Below are 16924 nucleotides of genomic sequence, written 5' to 3' on the forward strand. Positions count from 1 at the left end.
GGTCAGAAGCTATAAGTACCGCCAACGGCTTCCCAGCCGTTTCAACAGGTCGCTCTTTCTCAAATGCCCCAGCAGCCGGCCGTCATCCCCGACGACCGGCAGGCGCTCGCCGTGATGGGCGATCATCAACTCCAGGCTTTCGGACAGGCTCATGCCGGCGCTGACCCGCGGAAAGTCGCGGCGGATCAGTGCATCGGGAATCGGCCTGTCGGGGTCGCTTTCCTGGCGCTGGAAATGATGGAAATCGTGGATCGGCACTGCGCCCATGAAGCCTTGCCGGGGGTGGGTGATGTACACATGCTGCCAGCGCCAGGTGGCGAAGGTGTCGGCCAGTTGCCGCAAGCTGACCGGATAGCTTAGCTGCGGCGTGTCCTTGTACATGACGTCGAGGACAGACTGGCGGACATTCTCCTCATCGGGCAAGGCATGCGCATAGATCGAGCGGCAGCCCAGCATGCGCACGGTCAGGTGAGCGGTGGCCACCGCCAGCATCAGCGGCACGGCCATCAGCGGCGCGCGGGTCATCTCGATCAGCATGATGATGGTCATCAGCGGTGCCTGGGTCGCCCCGGCCAGCAAGGCCCCCATGCCGGCGACCACCCACAATGGGCCCGCCGGCTGCCCGGTCAGCGCCTGCACCGCATGGCCGAAAATCGCTCCCAATACCGCGCCGACGAACAGGGTCGGGGTGAAGATGCCGCCAACCGCCCCTGAGCCGGTCGCGGCAGCCGTGGCCAGTATCTTGCAAATCAGTACGCCCAGCAGCAGACCAACCGGCCATGCGCTGTGCAGCATGTGATCGATGGTGCTGTAGCCATTGCCCCAGACGTGCGGCGTGAGCAGGGACAAGCCGCCGACGATGGCGCCGCCGATTCCCAGTTTGAGCCAAAGCGGGCAGGGTAGCCGGCCGAACAAGGATTTGCTCAGTTGCAGCAGCCGCTGGAAACCCGGCATGACGAGGCCGGCGACCACGCCCAGCGCCCCGAACCACAGCCAGTCTGTACCGCCATGCAAGGCCAGGGAAGGCAACTGGTAGATGGCGGCATCGCCGAACAGGCCGGCGCCGACCAGTTGAGCGCAGGCGGCGGCCAGCAGCAAGGGGCCCAGCGTTTCGATGGCGACGGAGCGGACGATGATTTCACCGACGAACAGGGCGCCGGCAATGGGCGTGTTGTAGGCCGCGCTGACGCCGGCGGCCGCGCCGCACGCCAGCAACAGGCGACGCTGGGGCGCGGTCAGCCGGGCCAGTTGGCCCGACAGGCTGCCGGCCAGGGCGGCGAGCTGGATCATCGAGCCTTCCCGCCCGATCGAGCTGCCCGAGACGATGGACGAGGCCGAGGATGCCGCGCGCAGCAAGGTTGCGCGCCAGGACAGGTGGCCATTGCCCAGGGCGATGCTTTCCATGTAGTCGGCACTATGCTGTCGGGCAGGCGGCAGTCGCTGCAGCAGCCATCCCGCCACGATGCCGCCGATGACCGGCGTCAGCACCCGCAGCTCCGGGGGCAGCCCTCCGGCCACCTGGACCGGCCCGCCGGCTTCGCCGAACAGCCAGCGGCTCATGCCATCGAGCAGCAGGCGGAAGCCGTGGGTGGCCAAGGCCCCCAGGCAGCCGGTAATGGCGGCCGCCGCCAGCAGCAGCGGCAGCCTCAAGCCGGCGGGACGATACGTGCTCATGCCGGCTTACTTGAGTTGCAAGGCCTGCTTGACCGCCGCCAGGCCGTCGCCGCCCCGCGTGGTCTGAACGCCGGCCAGCCAGCGCGTCAACAGCTGGGGCGATTGCTTCAGCGCGGCTCTGGCGGCCACCTTGGGGTCCTGCTTCTTGTCCAGGATGTCGGTGATGATGCGGTTTTCCAGATCGACGTTGAATTTCATCTGGGAAAACAGCTTGCCGGCATTCGGGCACTGGCTGGCAAAGCCCTTGCGGGTGACGGTATGCACGCTGGCGCTGCCGTAGTTGGGACCGAAATAGACGTCGCCACCGGCCAGGTAGTTCAGCTTGAACTTGGTGTTCATGGCATGCGGTTCCCAGGCGAGGAACACCACGAAGTCCTTGGCCGCCACCTTGCGGGTGACCTGGCTCAGCATGCCGGCTTCGCTGGATTCCACCAGCTGCCAATCACCCAGGTTGAAGTCCTTGGCCTTGATCATGTTCTGGATGTTGCGGTTGGCCGGAGCCCCCGCTTCAATGCCATAGATCTTGCGCCCGAACCGGTCGGCGTGTTTCTGCAGATCGGCAAAACTCTTCACGCCCGCTGCGGCGACGTAAGAGGGCACGGCCAGGGTGAATTTCGCCTGATCGAGGTTCGTTTGCAGCGCCACGATCGAACCGTCCTGGATAGGTCCTTCCACCATCGGCTTCTGCGCCGGCATCCAGTTGCCGAGAAACACGTCGGCCTGCCCCATCTGCAAACCGCGATAGATGATGGGGACCGACAGCGTGTCGACCTTCTGATGGTATCCCAGTGCCTCCAGCACGATGCCGGCCATGGCGTTGGTGGCCGAGATATCCGCCCAGCCGGGTTCGGGCATGCGGATGGTCGTGCAGGACTCGGGATCGGCAGCCCAGGCGGCATGGCCGGCGGCCAACGAGAACAGAGCGAACGACAGGGTGAACGTGTGTGAGTGACGCATGATACCTGCTCCTTTGTTTGGGCGATGGATTCAGCCACCGTGTCCATGAACCTTCGGAAAGCGCGCCATGGCTTCGAGCGTATCGAGCTCGATATGGTTGCGCATGTATTTCTGGCTGGCATCCTGGAAGGGCTGAAAATCCCAGGATTTGCGCTGCCCCATCGTTTGCGCTTCGTAGTGGAAACGCCGGCGTTGCTGACTGGCCAGCACATCGCTATGAAGCGTCTGCAGATCCCAGCGCTCGGCCACTTCCCGGCGCAGGGCATGCACCCGGTCCGCCTGGCTCGGGTCGTCGGCCAGATTGTTGCGCTCCAGTGGATCGGCGCGCAGGTCGTACAACTGGTCCGGATCGACCGGACTGTGGATGAACTTGAAGTTGCCGCGGCGGATCATCAGCAAGGGGGCGATGGCGCCTTCGCCCAGGTATTCGCCGATGACTTCGTCGTGCCCGTCTTGTCCGGTGAGATGGGGCCACAGGCTGCGGCCGTCGAGGGTTTCCGGGTGGGCAGGACTGTTGCCGTCGTGCGCCAGGTCTACCAGCGTCGGCAGGATGTCGGCCAGCGAGACGGAGGTGCCGACACGGCCGGCAGCGAAGCGGGAGGGGGCGCTGACGATCAGCGGCACGCGGGCGGCACCCTCGAAGAAATTCATCTTGTACCAGAGGCCGCGCTCTCCCAGCATGTCGCCATGGTCCGCCAGCAGCAGGATGACGGTGTCGTCGGACTGGCCGGACTGCTGCAAGGCATCGAGGATCTCACCGATCTGGTCGTCGACGAAGGAGACCGCGCCGTAGTAGGCATGACGGGCATTGCGGATCTGCTCGTCGGTGACCGGGGTGCCGTCCATATCGCTGACGTGACGCAGCCGCAGGGTGTGCGGATCGGCGGCCACGTCAGCGGCGGCGAGCTTGGGCATGTCGATCTCGGCGTGGAGGTAGCGGTCCCAGTAGCGCTGCGGGATGGCATAGGGGTCGTGCGGGTGGGTCAGCGAAACCACCATGCAGAACGGGCGCCCGTCATCGTCGCGGGCCAGGTCGAACAGCTTCTGCCGTGAGGCAAAGACCACTTCTTCGTCGAAATCCAGTTGGTTGGTCCGCACGCAGACACCCGCATCGATCACCGAACCCATATTGTGATACCAGCTGGGCCGCACTTCGGGTTGGGCCCAGTCGGGGGTCCAGCCGAAGTCGGCGGGGTAGATGTCGGTGGTCAGGCGCTCTTCGAAGCCATGCATCTGATCGGCCCCGCAAAAGTGCATTTTTCCGGAGAGGATGGTGTGGTAGCCGGCATGGCGCAGGTAGTGACCGAAGGTGAGGACCTCCGACGGCAGTTCCGACGCATTGTCGTAGCCGCGAATGCGCGAGGGCAGCTTGCCGGACATGAACACATAGCGTGCCGGCGCGCACAACGGGCTGTTGGTATAGGCCGAATCGAAAACCACCCCCTGGCTGGCCAGTTTGTCGATGTTCGGCGTTTTGCAGACGGTGTTGCCGTAGGCGGCCAGCGCACCGGGCGTCAACTGGTCGGCCATCAGGATCAGGATGTTGGGCTTCTTGCTCATGACTCGCTCCCTAGTCATTGGGTTGGCTTATGCTTGAAAACAATGTAGCGTCTGAGAATGAGCATGTGAACGCTGCAAAATGATATGAAGGCATAAGAAAACGATATGGCAAAACCATCCGGCCTCCCAGCCTTGCACACCCTGGTCTATTTCGAGGCGGCTGCACGCCACCTCAACTTCACCGCCGCCGCGGCCGAGTTGGGCAGCACCCAGCCCGCCGTCAGCTTGCGGGTGGGGCAACTGGAGAGCGAGCTTGGCGTCCCCCTGTTCACGCGGCGTCATCGCGGAGTGAGCCTGACGGCGGACGGGGCGCGTCTCTTCGAGGCGGTACACCAGGGGCTGGGCCTGATCGGCGAAGTCATGGGCGAGATTCTTGCCCGCCGGCGTCAGCCCCTGCTGACCCTGGCGACCGACTTCGGCTTTGCCGCCTATTGGCTGATGCCGAGACTCAATGCCTTGAGAGAGGAAATGCCCGAGCTGGAGGTGCGGATCATCACCTCGCAGCAGGCGATCGACCTGCGCGACGAAGTCATCGATATCGCCATTGCCTTCGGCGAGGGGCACTGGCCGGGATGCGTGGCCGAGAAACTGTTGCCGGAACGCGTCGTGCCGGTGTGCAGCCCGGCCTTTCTGGCCGCCTCGGGTTGGCAGCGGGAGACGATTCCCTGGGCCGAGGTGCCGCTATTACACCTGGAACGGCCCGCCCCGGCGCGCTGGATGGATTGGCCGGACTGGTTCCAGATGCACCAGTTGCCCGAGCATCATCCCGGCCACGATCTGACCTTCAACAACTATCCCTTGGTGATTCAGGCGGCGGTGAGCGGGCAGGGCGTGGCCTTGGGCTGGCTGCCTCTGGTGCAGGATCTGCTGGCAGGTGGCCAATTGGTCAGCCTGGCGGATGCGCCGGTCACCACGGAGCGCGGCTATTTTCTGGTGCTGAGGGAGTCGACCCGGCTGACCGGGATGATCGGACGTTTCCGCCGCTGGGCGCAGGAGGTGTGCGCGAATGCGACGGAGGTACGAGGACGGCAGGGGTAGCCTCCGGCAGAGAGCATACCATTCCGTGGCCTGACCTCCCAACCACTGCCTGCCATGCGAACTGCTACAGTGAACAGGAAAGGGTGACTGTGCGGAAGGAGTGTGGGGCATGCACGATGAAGCAGGTGCAGCGAACACGACCTTTGCCAGGACGACGCGGCCGGAAATCGGCGGCATCCTCCGTCGTGAAGCACTGTTCTCCCGTCTCGACGGGTTGCCGGGGCGTATCGCCGTGTGGATCTCGGGGCCGGCCGGGGCGGGAAAAAGCACTCTGGCGGCGAGCTATGTCGATGCGCGAGCCTACCAGTCGGCGTGGTATCAGGTCGATCCCGGGGACGTCGACATTGCAACCTTCTTCCATTATCTCGGCCATGCCACACGACGGCTAGCCACCGGCCCCTTGCCGGCTTTCGACACTCGCTACGGCGACAACCTCGCCAGCTTCTCTCGGCATTTCTTTCGCCAGTTGTTCGCTCGGCTCTCCGCCCCGTCGGCGCTGGTCCTCGACGGATTGCCGCCGCTACCGACCGACGGGGCCTTGCGCATCGCTCTCGAGGCCGGCCTGGGGGAGGTGCCGCGACACTGCTGCGTGGTCATCACAAGCCGTAGCGAACCACCTGCCAGTTTGGCTCGGCGACGGGTCAGCGGCGAGCTGGTCTACGTCGGAGCCGACGAACTGCGCCTGACGTCTGACGAGCTCGCCGCCGTTGCCTCCCTCCGTGGCAAGCCTCTCGGTGCTGAGACGGCTCTGCGTGTGCACCAGCGTACCCAGGGCTGGGCTGCCGGCGTGGTGTTGATGCTCGAACACGCCAAAATCGTCGGCCACCTCGCCGAGTTATCCGACGACACACCGCCACAGGTTGTCTTCGACTATCTCGCCGGCGAGATCTTTGAACGTTTTCCGGTTGAGACGCAGCGCTTCCTGCTGCGCATCGCTTGCCTGACGCGCACGACGGCCGACGTCGCCGCCGCGCTGTCCGGCGAAGAAAAGGCCGGCCGCTTGCTGCTCAATCTCGCGCACAACGACTACTTCGTCCGCGAAGTCATCGGCGATACCGGTCGCATTTTCCATATCCATCCGCTATTGCGCGACTTTCTGCACAGCCGTGCCACCGTCGAACTGCCCGAGGCGGTCGCTGCGCCGGCACTGCGCCGAGCGGCACAGCTGCTGCACGCCGCCGGCCAGTTCGAGGAGGCCGTCGCATTGTTCGTTGAGAGCCACGACTGGCCAGGGTTGGCCGACCTGGCCAGTGAACTCGCGGAGACGATGCTCACGCAGGGGAGGTGGGACACGTTGGCCGGCTGGCTCGATCTGCTGCCGCCTGAACTACTCGACGAACACCCCCGGCTTCTGCTCGCTTCGGCCGCCTGCCGCTTGCATGCCAGCCCACGGACAGCCCGACAGCAGTTCGAGCGGGCCTTTGCCGGCTGCCAACGTGCCGGTGACGCCGACGGCCTCGCCAAAAGCTGTGCCGGCATCATCGACGCCATCGTCGCCGAATTCGACGACCTCGCCTCGCTCGACCCTTGGCTTGTCGAATTGATCGCATGCAGCCCGGCAGCAGGCACCGCTATTGCCGCAACATTGGGTCGGGCTCTGTTGCTGCGTGACCCGACTCACCCGGCATTGACCGCCTGGCTCGGCGGCTCCGCGAGCGGCCGCGCTCTGCCGGATGAGGCTCTGGTGCGGTCGATGGCCGCCATGCTTCGGGGTGATTTCGCGGGCGCCGCAACGATTACCAACAGCATCGCCGCCGCCGACCCGGCGATGCGGATCGGCGCCGCCCTCTCCGCCGCCCTGCGTCATTTCCTCGATGGCGATTACATCGGCGCGGGTTCGGCGGCACGTGCCGGTCGCGTCGTCGGTGATGCCGAGGCGATTCATACCTGTGACATCTGGCTGACGATGCTCGATGGAGCGGCGGCCCTCGGCGCTGGTGACCGAGGTGGTGCGCGTTGCGCCATCACCGCGCTCGACACGATGGCTCGGCGCCGTGGCGACCGGGCCATCGCTCATTACCTGCGTAGCTGGCTGGCCGATGCCGACGGAGAGCGGGTGCATGCCGAGCGCGAAGCGAAGAGCGCACTGCTTCTGGCCGTCGAGGCCGGTCTGCCATGGGTCGAATGTCTCGCTCGTCTGGCCGTCGCGCAGTTCATCTGCGCCACCGGTGACCGACACGGGGCGGCGGCTCAGGTGCGGGCCGCCGCCGCTCTTGCCGAGCGGCTGGCCAGTCCGTTATTGCGCGTGCCGACGTTATTTGCGGAGGCCGCTGTCGAGCTGGAGGGAGGGGGTGTGGCAGTACTGGTGCCGTTGCGCGCGGCGCTCACACTCGCCCGCGAACATGGTTTGCAACACATTGTCGGCATCCAGAGAAGACTCGTTGCCGAATTGTGTGCGACGGCACTGACCCACGGTGTCGAGACTGAATTCACCCGCTCGCTGGTGCGTGCCAGCCGTCTCGCACCTCCCCCCGCCGCGCTGCGCCTCGCCGCCTGGCCCTGGCCGTTCGAGATCGTCACACTCGGCGGCTTCGCATTACGCCGCGACGGCGAAGCCGTCGAATTCTCGGCGAAGGGACCGGGCCGGCCGGTCGAGCTGTTGAAAGTGCTGGTCGCTCTCGGCGGCCGGAATGTCCGCGCCGACCACCTCGCCGATGCGCTATGGCCGCACATCGATGCCGACTATGCGCACAAATCGTTCACCGCGACGCTGCATCGGCTGCGTCGCATCCTGGACGACGACGAGGCGCTGATCCTGCGCGACGGTCGGCTGAGCCTCAACCCTGCGCGTTTCCGGATCGACCTGTGGGTCCTCGATCGCTGCCTCGCCAACCTCGACGCCCAAGTGAATGATGGCGGCCCGGCGACCGATGTGGCCTTGCAGGCGCTTTTCGACGAGTGTCTCACCCTCTACGCGGGGCCGTTCCTCGCCGACGAGACCGATCAAGCCATCTACGTTGCCTGCCGTGAACAGCTCCGCGCCCGTCTGCTGCGGGTATTGAACGGGCTCACGCGACACCGGGAGGGGGCTGGCCGTATCGAGGAGCTCGCCGCCAGTTACTTGCGCTGCATCGCCGCCGATGAACTCGGCGAGGCCTTCTACCGCCAGTTGATGCTTTGCTACCAGCGCCACGGTGATCGAGTTGAAGCGTTGGCCATCTATCAGCACCTACGCACGGTCCTCGCAGCCCGGCTGAAGAGCACGCCGTCGCCAGAGACGGAGGCGGTTTATGCGAGCTTGGCGGGGCAGGGCCCTCCCCTCTCCTAGAAGTGCTGCGGACCGGCGCGCAGCTCGTCGGCAAACGCCGCCCAGATCTTGTCGAGGCCGGCACGGACGGCGCTTGGCGACAGGTATTCGCGGCGCGGCCATTGCGAGCGCGGCGGTACCGTCTCACGCAGGCGAACGGTGAGCGCGATCTCGGTGCCGGCTGTCGTTTCGACGAAGCTTGCGCTGATGACGACGTCCAGCCCTTGCGGTTCGAAGCGGACGAAGTGCGAGGCAAAGCCGACGTGCGGCTCGGCAAGCCTGCGCAGCAAAGGCAGGTCGGCCGTGGCCACGCGCGACCATTCATCGGCGGAGAGCGGCAGCGGTGCAGGGCCGGCGACAACGAGATAACCGAGCGCGACATCCTGGGCCTCGGTGTGCAGCCCAAGCCCGGCCAGCGTCACGCGCATCGCGACGAAGGCATCGTGGCGGCTCAGCTTGAACGTCTTGCTGCCGTGCTCGGCGAGGATGGCCTCGTACTCGGCACGGAACGTGCCATTGACGGCGCGGATCGCCTCGATCCGCTCCCGGTCGCTGGCGCAGCCGGTAACGGTGACGACCAGTGCCGTCGCGAGTGCCGCCCTCCACCCCTGGGCGTGCCGTCTTGTCATGACATCCTCTCTCTCTTCTGCTAGCGCACCTCAGCGTCGTTGCCCGGCAACGGCCGCCAGGCCTCGACCAAGCGGTCGGCCTGGCGGATTTCGGCCGGCTGCAGGCGCGCCGCGACGCGCTCCCGCATCAGTTGGGCCACACTGCTGCCGTGCTGGGCGGCAAGGCTGTACCACATGTAGGCCTCGTTATGGCTTTGCCGGACACCGCGTCCCTCCTCGTATAACCGGCCGAGCAGTTCCTGGGCGCGCGGCTGCCCGCCGTAGGCGAGAGGCTTGACGAGCGCCAGCGCCGCACCGTAGTCGCCGCGAGCCATGGCCCGCTCGGCATTGCCAAGACTATCGTCCGGCGTCGGCTTGGCCGTGGCCTCGATCCTGGCCGGTTCGCTTTTTGTGGGCTCGCTCTTGGGCGGCTCGGCCTGCACCGCTTCGCTCTTGGCGGGATCCTTCCGGGATGGAAGAGCTTTTGCCAGCGCTTGGCGGGGTGGTGACACGGTAGCCTTGGTCGGAGGGAGCGGCCGGGCAGGCGGGGGCGGCTCTTCCGGTGGAGCCGCTGCCGGCTGCGCGGCTTGCTGTAGTTGCTGTTCCTGCTGCCGCTCCTCGTGCTGGAGTGTTTCCCAGCGGCGGCGCTCTGCCGCGATCGCCTCACGTTCGGTGGCGATCTGATGGCTCTTGTCGGCCAGCTTCGGCGCGGTGGTGTTGAGGCTCTGCAGCCCGATGAACAGCGTGATGGCGACCGCCGCGACGGCGGCACCGCCGGTGGCCCACAGGATACGGGCACGGCGCACGCGCTTAATCGCCGAGGTAGTGCGCGGCCGGTTCGTCCCGGCTGGCCGCACGTTGACCGGGGCTTCTCCGACCAGCTCGGCTCGCCACGCGGCGAGGGTCTGCGGCCGATCCTTTTCGGCGAGTTCGAGACCGTGATCGATGGCCGTGAGCAGGCTATCGGCGTAGCGGCCACGACCAACGACCGCCGCCGGTTCGAGCACTTCCTGCGTGCTGCCGAGCACGCCTTTGGCCCGGACAATCGCATCGACCGGCGCGTGGCCGGCGATAGCGCGGTAACAGGTTGCGGCAAGTCCGTAGATGTCGGTCCACGGTCCTTGCACGCCCGCGTCATTGTAGTACTGCTCTAGCGGTGCGTAGCCCGGTGCGACGAGTATCGTCACCGTCCGCGAGTGTCCGAGCGCCTGGCGCGCAGAGCCGAAATCGAGCAGGACCGGGCTGCCGTCGTCACGCAAATGGATGTTTTCGGGCTTGATGTCGCGATGGATGAAGCCGGCGGCATGAACCCGTTCGAGTCCGTCGAGAATCGGCAGCAGGATACGCCGCAGCTCGTCCTCGGCGAGCCGGTCGCAACGGGTGAGCCGATGCGCCAGGTCTTCGCCTTCCTCGAAACGCATGACCATGTAGGCGGTGCCGTTGGCCTCGAACACCGAATAAACGCGGACGATGTTCGGATGATCGAAGCGCACCAGCGTGCGCGCTTCGGCAATGAAGCGCTTGAGCCCTTCTGCATATCGTTCGGCCAAGGCTTCGCTCCGGGGCCGCACCGTGGCGCCGGCTCCGCGTTGCGCGATCTCGGAGGGGAGGTATTCCTTGATCGCCACTAGCCGGTCGAGGTTGGTGTCGTGCATCAGGTAGGTGATGCCGAAGCCGCCCTGACCGAGTACCCGTTCCAGCACATACCAGTGCAAGCGGTACCTGGCCGGCAGTGCATCAGGATAAGCGCTGTCTGTCATTGTTCTCCGCCAGGGCTCGAGCTGCGCCGCTTTTCCCTTGCCCTTGTCCGCTCCGGGCATCCCTATGCTGTTTTTATAGCCTCATCGCCGGGTCGATCACAAACTCCGCCGTCACACATCTGTAAGCGATCCGTCACTCCCCGCCAGGTCAGGCCGGCACTACAACGACAGCATCTGGATACATGCGTGGAAACCACAGGGTTTCCACTTCGGACTCTCGGCACAGTCTGCTTCCTGACGTAGCGGCACCGGTGCCGAGCCTTTAACCATGAAAGGAGAACGATCATGCCGACCCTCGTATCCCTCCGCCGCTTGCTGCAGCGATGGTTCTGTACCGCGCTGCTCGCCACCGCCGTGGCCTGGCTGCCGGCACCGGCGCAGAGCGGCCAGTTTTCCGGGCTGGTGGTCTTCGGCGACAGCCTGTCCGATACCGGCAACCTGCTTGCATTGACCAGCCGACTGACCTCCCTCGGCGTCTTCCCGACGCCATACCCGCCCGACCCGCCGTACGTCCAGGGGCGCTTCTCGAACGGCCCGGTGTGGATCGAGCAGCTTGCCGAGCGTCTCGGCTTCGATGCAAGCGCGTCGGGAGCGTCGCTCGGCCCGTTGTTCGGCGATCATTTCGTACCGGTCGCAGGTGGCCGCAACTTCGCCGTGGCCGCTGCCCGTACCGGCACGTCCGGCCTGTTCGAGTCTTTCGGCCTGCCGGTGCCGACCGGCCTGCAGACCCAGGTCGGACTGTTCCTCGGCCAGAACGGCGGCACCGTGCCGGATGGCAATGCGCTCTACGTTGTCGTCGCCGGTGGCAACAACATCCGCGACGCGGCGCTCATGCCTGATAAGGCACTGCGTGACGCGGTGGCCATCAACGCGGCCACAGCCTACCGCGACGCCATCGCCCGGCTGATCGACGGAGGGGCGAGGACGATCCTCGTCGCCAACGCCAGCGACCTCGGCAAGACACCCGAGGCGCTCTTCGTCCGCCACAATGCCGCCGCTGCATCGGACGCGACGCATTCCTTCAACACCGCGCTGACACCACTGCTGGCGCGTCTCGAAGCCGACAAGGGCGTGCAGTTGCTGCGCCTGGACCTGTACGGCCTGCTCGATGCGGTCCATGCGGACGCCACCCGCCATGGCGGCCAAGCCTTCGGCCTCACCAACACGACGGTGCCATGCCTGGCCGGCTTCGCCGGATCACCCGGCGCCGATTGCCGCGTCTCGCTGTACTCCGACGATCTGCACCCGACGACGGCACTGCATAGCCTGCTGGCCCGGGCCGCGGCCGCCTGCCGCGTCGGCACCGGCGGCTACCTCGCCGATGCCGCGTCGACGGACCCAGACATTCTCACCTTCAGCCGCTTCTGCTCCCGCAACCAATCGCCGTGATGTTCCCTTCGCCCGTGGAGTACGCCAATGAAACCCTATTCACTGCCACTCGCCTGGCTCACCGCCGTCGCATTGCTGTCCGGCTGTTCGCTGCAGCGCCTGGCCGTCGACAGAGTCGGCGATGCGCTCGCTGCCGGCGGCACCGCCTATGGCCGTGACGACGACGTCGAACTGGTCGGTGCCGCGACACCGTTCGCACTCAAGCTGACCGAGAGCCTGCTGGTCGAATCGCCCGGTCATCGCGGCCTGCTGCTCGCCGCTGCGCGCGGCTTCACGCAGTACGCCTATGCCTACGTCGAACTGCCCGCCGACGAAGCCGAAGCGCACGATGGCGCCGCCGCCGACACCGCCCGGCAGCGGGCGCGCCGCCTCTATCTGCGCGCCCGCGATTACGGCCTGCGGGGGCTGGCGGTGACACACCCGGGCTTCGTCCACTTTGCCGACGAGCCGGAAGCGGCGCTGGATGAGTTCGATCGCGCCGACGTGGCATTGCTCTACTGGACTGCCGCCGCCTGGGCCGCAGCGATCGCGCTCGGTCGCGACGATCCGGTGTTGTTAGCCGGATTGCCGCAGGTCGAGCGGCTTGTCGATCGAGCGCTGGTACTGGATGAAGCGTGGGGGGAGGGGGCGCTGCAAGTACTCGCCGGCGGCCTGGCCATGGTCAGGCCGGGTGCCGCCGGGCAGCGTGCCGCTGCCGCGCGGAGACACTTCGAGCGCGCCATGGAGCTGGCAGGAAACCGGCAGGCGGCGCCTTTCGTCGTCTACGCCGAAAGCGTCGCGCTGCCAGCCGGCCGGCGCGACGAATTTACCCGGCTGCTCGACGCGGCGCTGCGTGTCGACGTGGCGGCGGCCCCCGACGTTCGGCTCGCCAACGCCGTCTTCCAGCGCCGAGCCCGCTGGCTGCTCGGTCAGGCCGAGCAGTTTTTCCCCGATTGACCCGATAAGGAACCCGACCATGCGCCGTTTGCGTTTCTTCCTGCTCATTCTGCTTGCCTGGCTGGTCGTACTGCCGCCGGCAGCCATTGCCGAGCCGGTGCGCCTCAAGCTCGCCATGCTTGCCCCGAAGGGCTCCATCTTCCACCGTCTGTCGCTGCGGATCGGGGACGCTTTCCGTGCCGCCGAAGGTAGCGGCTCCGCCTTTGTCGTCTATGCGGATGGTATCCAGGGTGGCGAGGCCGACATTGTTCGGCGCATGCGCGTCGGCCAGCTCAACGCGGCGATGCTGTCGGTCGTCGGGCTGACCGAAATCGATGCCTCGGCGGCGGCCCTGCAGAAAATCCCCATGCTGTTCCGCTCGGTCGATGAGGTCGGTTACGTCGGGCGGGCACTGCGTCCGGAGATCGAGCGGCGTTTCGCCGAGCAGGGTTTCATCGCGCTGATGTGGGCCGAGATCGGCTGGGTGCGCTTCTTCTCGCGTCAGCCCGGCGCCTCGCCTGAGGCGCTGAAGGCACGGCGGATTTTCGCCTGGGCCGGCGATGCCGATCAGGTCGAGATGATGAAGGGTCTCGGCTATCGACCCGTCGTGCTCGAAACCGCCGACATCATCCCGGGGCTGCAGACCGGACTGATCGACACCGTGCCGGTGATGCCGGTGTGGGCGCTGGCTACCCAGGTCGATCGCCAGGCACCGTACATGATCGATGTCAAATGGGCTCCGATCGTCGGCGCCCTGGTCGTCACGCGAAGCGCCTGGGAGGGGATGCAACCCGCCGCGCGCACAGCGCTGCGCCGTGCCGCCGAGGCGGCACGAGGCGAGCTCGTCAGCCAGACGGACCGGGCCGACGCCGAGGCGGTGGCGGCCATGGTTCGACGCGGCCTGCATGTACAGCGGCCAACACCGGCTGAGGAGGCCGCCTGGCAGCGGCTTGCCGAGCAGGCCTACCCGTTGATCCGTGGGCGCACCGTGCCGGCGCCGATGTTCGACGAAGCCTTGCGCCGCATTGCCGAATACCGGCGTGGCGGTGCTCGCCCGTGAGGTGAGAGCGATGCATACCTCTTTTGCTTCACCCTCCGCGGGCCGGCATCCGGAAGACTGGATGCTCGCCTTGGTTCTCGGCATGATGGCGCTGCTGCCGGCCGCCGAGCTGCTGTTGCGCGCTACGTTCGATACCGGTGTTTTCGGGGTGGCGGCGATCACCCAGCACCTCGGCCTCGTCGTCGGCATGCTCGGCGGCGCTGTCGCGGCGCGGCAGGGGCAGTTACTCGCCGCGAGCACGCTGCTCTTCCTGTTGCCGCCCCGCCTGCAGGCCGGCGCACATCGTTTTGCCGGGCTCGTGGCCGCTGCCGTCTGTACCGTCCTCGCCGTCGCTGGCGCCGAGTTCGTCTTTGCCGAACGTCTTGCCGCCAAGACGCTCGCCTACGGTGTGCCGGTCTGGGTCATCGAACTGGCCATGCCGGCGGGCTTCGCCTGGATCGGCTGGCGCCTCATCGGCGCCGCGGCTCCTGGCACCGGCAGCCGTGTCGTGGCGTTGGCCTGCGGCGGGCTGCTCGCCGTCATCGCCAGCTTCAACGGAGTGTTGCCAAGGGCGGCTTTTGCCGTCACCGCAACGGGAATCGCTGTTGCCGCGCTCCTCGGCGCCCCGCTGTTTGCCGTCGTCGGTGGTGTGGCACTGTTGCTCTTCTGGCAGGCCGGCGAACCACTCGCCAGCCTGGCCATCGATCATTACCGGACGGTCGTGAATCCGACGCTACCGGCGCTGCCGCTGTTCACGCTGGCGGGGTACCTGCTTGCCGAAAGCCGCGCACCTGAGCGGCTGCTGACGGCCTGCAGTGCCTGCCTCGGCGGCTTTCGTTACGGCCCGGCACTGGCTGCCATCACCGCCAGCAGCCTGATGACCTGTCTGACCGGTGCGTCAGGGGTGACGATATTGGCGCTCGGCGGCTTGCTGCTGCCGCTCTTGCTCCGTTCCGGTTTTCCCGAGCGCGGTGCGCTGGGGCTCGTCACCGCGGCCGGACTACCCGGCGTGCTGTTCGCGCCGAGCCTGCCGGTCATCCTGTATGCGATCGTCGCCGAGGTCGACATCCGCGAGATGTTTCTCGGCACCTTGCTGCCGGCTTTGCTGATGGCGGCGCTGACGCTCGTGTGGGGAGCGCGGCAGCGCTCGTTGCCGGCGGTCGCATGCGAGCCGGTGCCGCTGCGCGCCGCACTCGTCGGCGCCAAATGGGAACTGGCGTTGCCGCTCATCGCCATCGGACCGCTGTTTTCCGGTTTGGCGACGCCGGTCGAGGCGGCGGCGATCACCGCCGTCTATGCCTTCGTCGTCGAGGTGGTAATCCACCGCGACCTGCGCCTCACCGATCTGCCGCGCGTCTTTAGCGAATGCGGTCTGTTGGTCGGCGGTCTTTTGCTGATACTCGGCGTCGCCCTCGGGCTGACCGGCTACCTCGTCGACGCCGGCATTCCCGAACGGCTCGCCACCTGGATCCAGGCAACGGTCGGCGGCCCGCTGGCCTTCCTGCTCGCGCTGAACGTCGTGTTGCTCGTCGCCGGCTGCCTCGTCGACATCTTCTCGGCGACGGTCGTGCTGGCGCCGCTCCTGGTGCCGATCGGCCACGCCTTCGGCCTCGATCCCGTACATCTCGGCGTCGTCTTCCTGGCCAATCTGGAAATCGGCTATCTGACGCCGCCGGTCGGTATCAACCTGTTCTTCGCCTCGTCGCGCTTCGGCAAGCCTCTGTTCGAGGTGCACCGCTCGGTCGTCTCGCTCTTGCCGCTCCTGCTTGCCGGCCTCGTCGCAATCACCTACCTGCCGTGGCTGTCGCTCGCGCTGCCAGGCCTCTTGCGCTGATCATCCATGGAGACTGTCATGAACCTCTCGACCCTCACCATCCACCTGATCCTCAGCGGCGTGTTGATCGTCGGTGCCTACCAGTTCTATTTCTGGTGCCAGCGCAATCCGCTGTTCGAACCGCGCCAGCTTGCTTCGCCGCTCGACGAGCGGATTCCATACCTGCCGCAGTGGGTCTGGATCTACAGTCTGCTCTATTACCCGGCGATCCTCTACGTGAACGTCGTGCTGCAGTCCGCCGAGCAGTTTACCCGGGTCGCCTTCAGCTATCTGGCGCTCTTGGCGCTGCAGATGACGTTCTTCGTCCTGCTGCCGGTGCGCACGCCGCCGCATTGGCGGATGGCGAACGCGGCCGGCTCTTGGTCCGAGCGCTTCCTCGCGCTGGTTCAACGCTACGACGCGGAGAGCAACAGTTTTCCGAGCATGCACACCTCGGTGGCGATGTTGACCGCGCTGCATCTCGTGCCCGAACTCGGCCTGACGGCCTTCGCTTTCCCGGCGCTGATCGGATTGAGCTGCCTGTTCACCAAGCAGCATTACCTGGTGGACATCCCGGCTGGCGCCGCCCTTGGCTGGTTTTCCTATGCGCTCTACGCCCACTTGCTTGCCGGCTGAGCCTGAACCCTGGGCAGGCAGGCTCGGCATCTGCTACTCAATACACAAGTCAGACCTTCCAGCCCTCGTCCTTGGCCAGCGCTTCGGTGACGATCTCCTTCAGTTCCGCCTCGCCGCCTTGTTGCAGGCATAGCTGCAGCTCGCGGCGCATGCGCGGCTCCCAGTAGCGTTTGATGTGCTGCACGATGCCGGCCAGCGCCTCTTCACGGTCCGGCATGGCCTCGAAGAAGCCGCCGATCTGGTTGGCCATGCGGGCGAGGTGATGTGTATCCATGATTCGTTCTCGGG

General features: G+C 66.3%; 13 protein-coding genes. 7 read left to right on the plus strand and 6 right to left on the minus strand.

Annotated elements, in window-relative coordinates; all coding sequences use genetic code 11:
* Positions 1-9: 9 nt before the first annotated feature.
* Genes PSEMAI1_RS0109465 through betC form a run of 3 tightly spaced genes read right to left on the minus strand, consistent with a single transcriptional unit; the run spans position 10 to position 4191 of the window.
* On the minus strand, positions 10-1674 hold the full coding sequence (locus PSEMAI1_RS0109465; protein ID WP_024302640.1) for a ClcB-like voltage-gated chloride channel protein: 1665 nt from the start codon (positions 1672-1674) through the stop codon (positions 10-12).
* Positions 1675-1680: 6 nt separating this feature from the next.
* On the minus strand, positions 1681-2631 hold the full coding sequence (gene choX / locus PSEMAI1_RS0109470) for a choline ABC transporter substrate-binding protein (RefSeq protein WP_024302641.1): 951 nt from the start codon (positions 2629-2631) through the stop codon (positions 1681-1683).
* Positions 2632-2661: 30 nt separating this feature from the next.
* Positions 2662-4191, minus strand: a complete 1530-nt coding sequence (gene betC, locus PSEMAI1_RS0109475) for a choline-sulfatase (protein WP_024302642.1) — start codon at positions 4189-4191, stop codon at positions 2662-2664.
* A 105-nt stretch (positions 4192-4296) separates the two neighbouring features.
* Here betC and PSEMAI1_RS0109480 point away from each other — a divergent pair, with 105 nt between their 5' ends.
* Both PSEMAI1_RS0109480 and PSEMAI1_RS0109485 read left to right on the plus strand, forming a co-directional pair.
* Positions 4297-5229: a LysR substrate-binding domain-containing protein gene (locus tag PSEMAI1_RS0109480; RefSeq protein WP_024302643.1), complete on the plus strand. Its 933-nt coding sequence runs from the start codon at positions 4297-4299 to the stop codon at positions 5227-5229.
* A 109-nt stretch (positions 5230-5338) separates the two neighbouring features.
* Positions 5339-8497, plus strand: coding sequence for a BTAD domain-containing putative transcriptional regulator (locus tag PSEMAI1_RS0109485; RefSeq protein ID WP_024302644.1), 3159 nt, complete (start codon positions 5339-5341; stop codon positions 8495-8497).
* On the opposite strand, the gene PSEMAI1_RS0109490 is transcribed toward PSEMAI1_RS0109485, so the two are convergent.
* Together PSEMAI1_RS0109490 and PSEMAI1_RS20875 are read right to left on the minus strand one after the other, a co-directional pair.
* The gene (locus tag PSEMAI1_RS0109490; RefSeq protein WP_024302645.1) at positions 8494-9105 is read right to left on the minus strand and encodes a hypothetical protein; all 612 of its coding nucleotides are present in this window, start codon (positions 9103-9105) and stop codon (positions 8494-8496) included. The genes PSEMAI1_RS0109485 and PSEMAI1_RS0109490 overlap by 4 nt on opposite strands.
* Positions 9106-9125: 20 nt before the next feature.
* On the minus strand, positions 9126-10844 hold the full coding sequence (locus PSEMAI1_RS20875; RefSeq protein WP_024302646.1) for a serine/threonine-protein kinase: 1719 nt from the start codon (positions 10842-10844) through the stop codon (positions 9126-9128).
* Positions 10845-11129: 285 nt separating this feature from the next.
* Here PSEMAI1_RS20875 and PSEMAI1_RS20880 point away from each other — a divergent pair, with 285 nt between their 5' ends.
* Genes PSEMAI1_RS20880 through PSEMAI1_RS0109520 form a run of 5 tightly spaced genes read left to right on the plus strand, consistent with a single transcriptional unit; the run spans position 11130 to position 16636 of the window.
* Entirely contained in the window at positions 11130-12233 is a 1104-nt protein-coding gene (locus tag PSEMAI1_RS20880) for an SGNH/GDSL hydrolase family protein (RefSeq protein WP_024302647.1), read from the plus strand.
* A 27-nt stretch (positions 12234-12260) separates the two neighbouring features.
* Positions 12261-13169 (plus strand): TRAP transporter TatT component family protein, encoded by a 909-nt coding sequence (locus tag PSEMAI1_RS0109505; RefSeq protein WP_024302648.1) that lies wholly within the window; start codon positions 12261-12263, stop codon positions 13167-13169.
* Positions 13170-13188: 19 nt separating this feature from the next.
* Positions 13189-14208, plus strand: a complete 1020-nt coding sequence (dctP, locus tag PSEMAI1_RS0109510; protein ID WP_024302649.1) for a TRAP transporter substrate-binding protein DctP — start codon at positions 13189-13191, stop codon at positions 14206-14208.
* A gap of 10 nt (positions 14209-14218) precedes the next feature.
* A complete protein-coding gene (locus PSEMAI1_RS0109515) occupies positions 14219-16021 on the plus strand; it encodes a TRAP transporter large permease subunit (protein WP_084612656.1) in 1803 nt (600 codons plus the stop codon).
* 18 nt (positions 16022-16039) lie between these two features.
* A complete protein-coding gene (locus PSEMAI1_RS0109520) occupies positions 16040-16636 on the plus strand; it encodes a phosphatase PAP2 family protein (protein WP_024302651.1) in 597 nt (198 codons plus the stop codon).
* A gap of 49 nt (positions 16637-16685) precedes the next feature.
* Here the strand turns inward: PSEMAI1_RS0109520 and PSEMAI1_RS0109525 are convergent, their stop codons facing one another.
* Positions 16686-16910 (minus strand): formate dehydrogenase subunit delta, encoded by a 225-nt coding sequence (locus PSEMAI1_RS0109525; RefSeq protein WP_024302652.1) that lies wholly within the window; start codon positions 16908-16910, stop codon positions 16686-16688.
* Positions 16911-16924 lie beyond the last annotated feature (14 nt).

This window comes from Pseudogulbenkiania sp. MAI-1 (assembly GCF_000527175.1).
Taxonomy (GTDB): Bacteria; Pseudomonadota; Gammaproteobacteria; order Burkholderiales; family Chromobacteriaceae; genus Pseudogulbenkiania.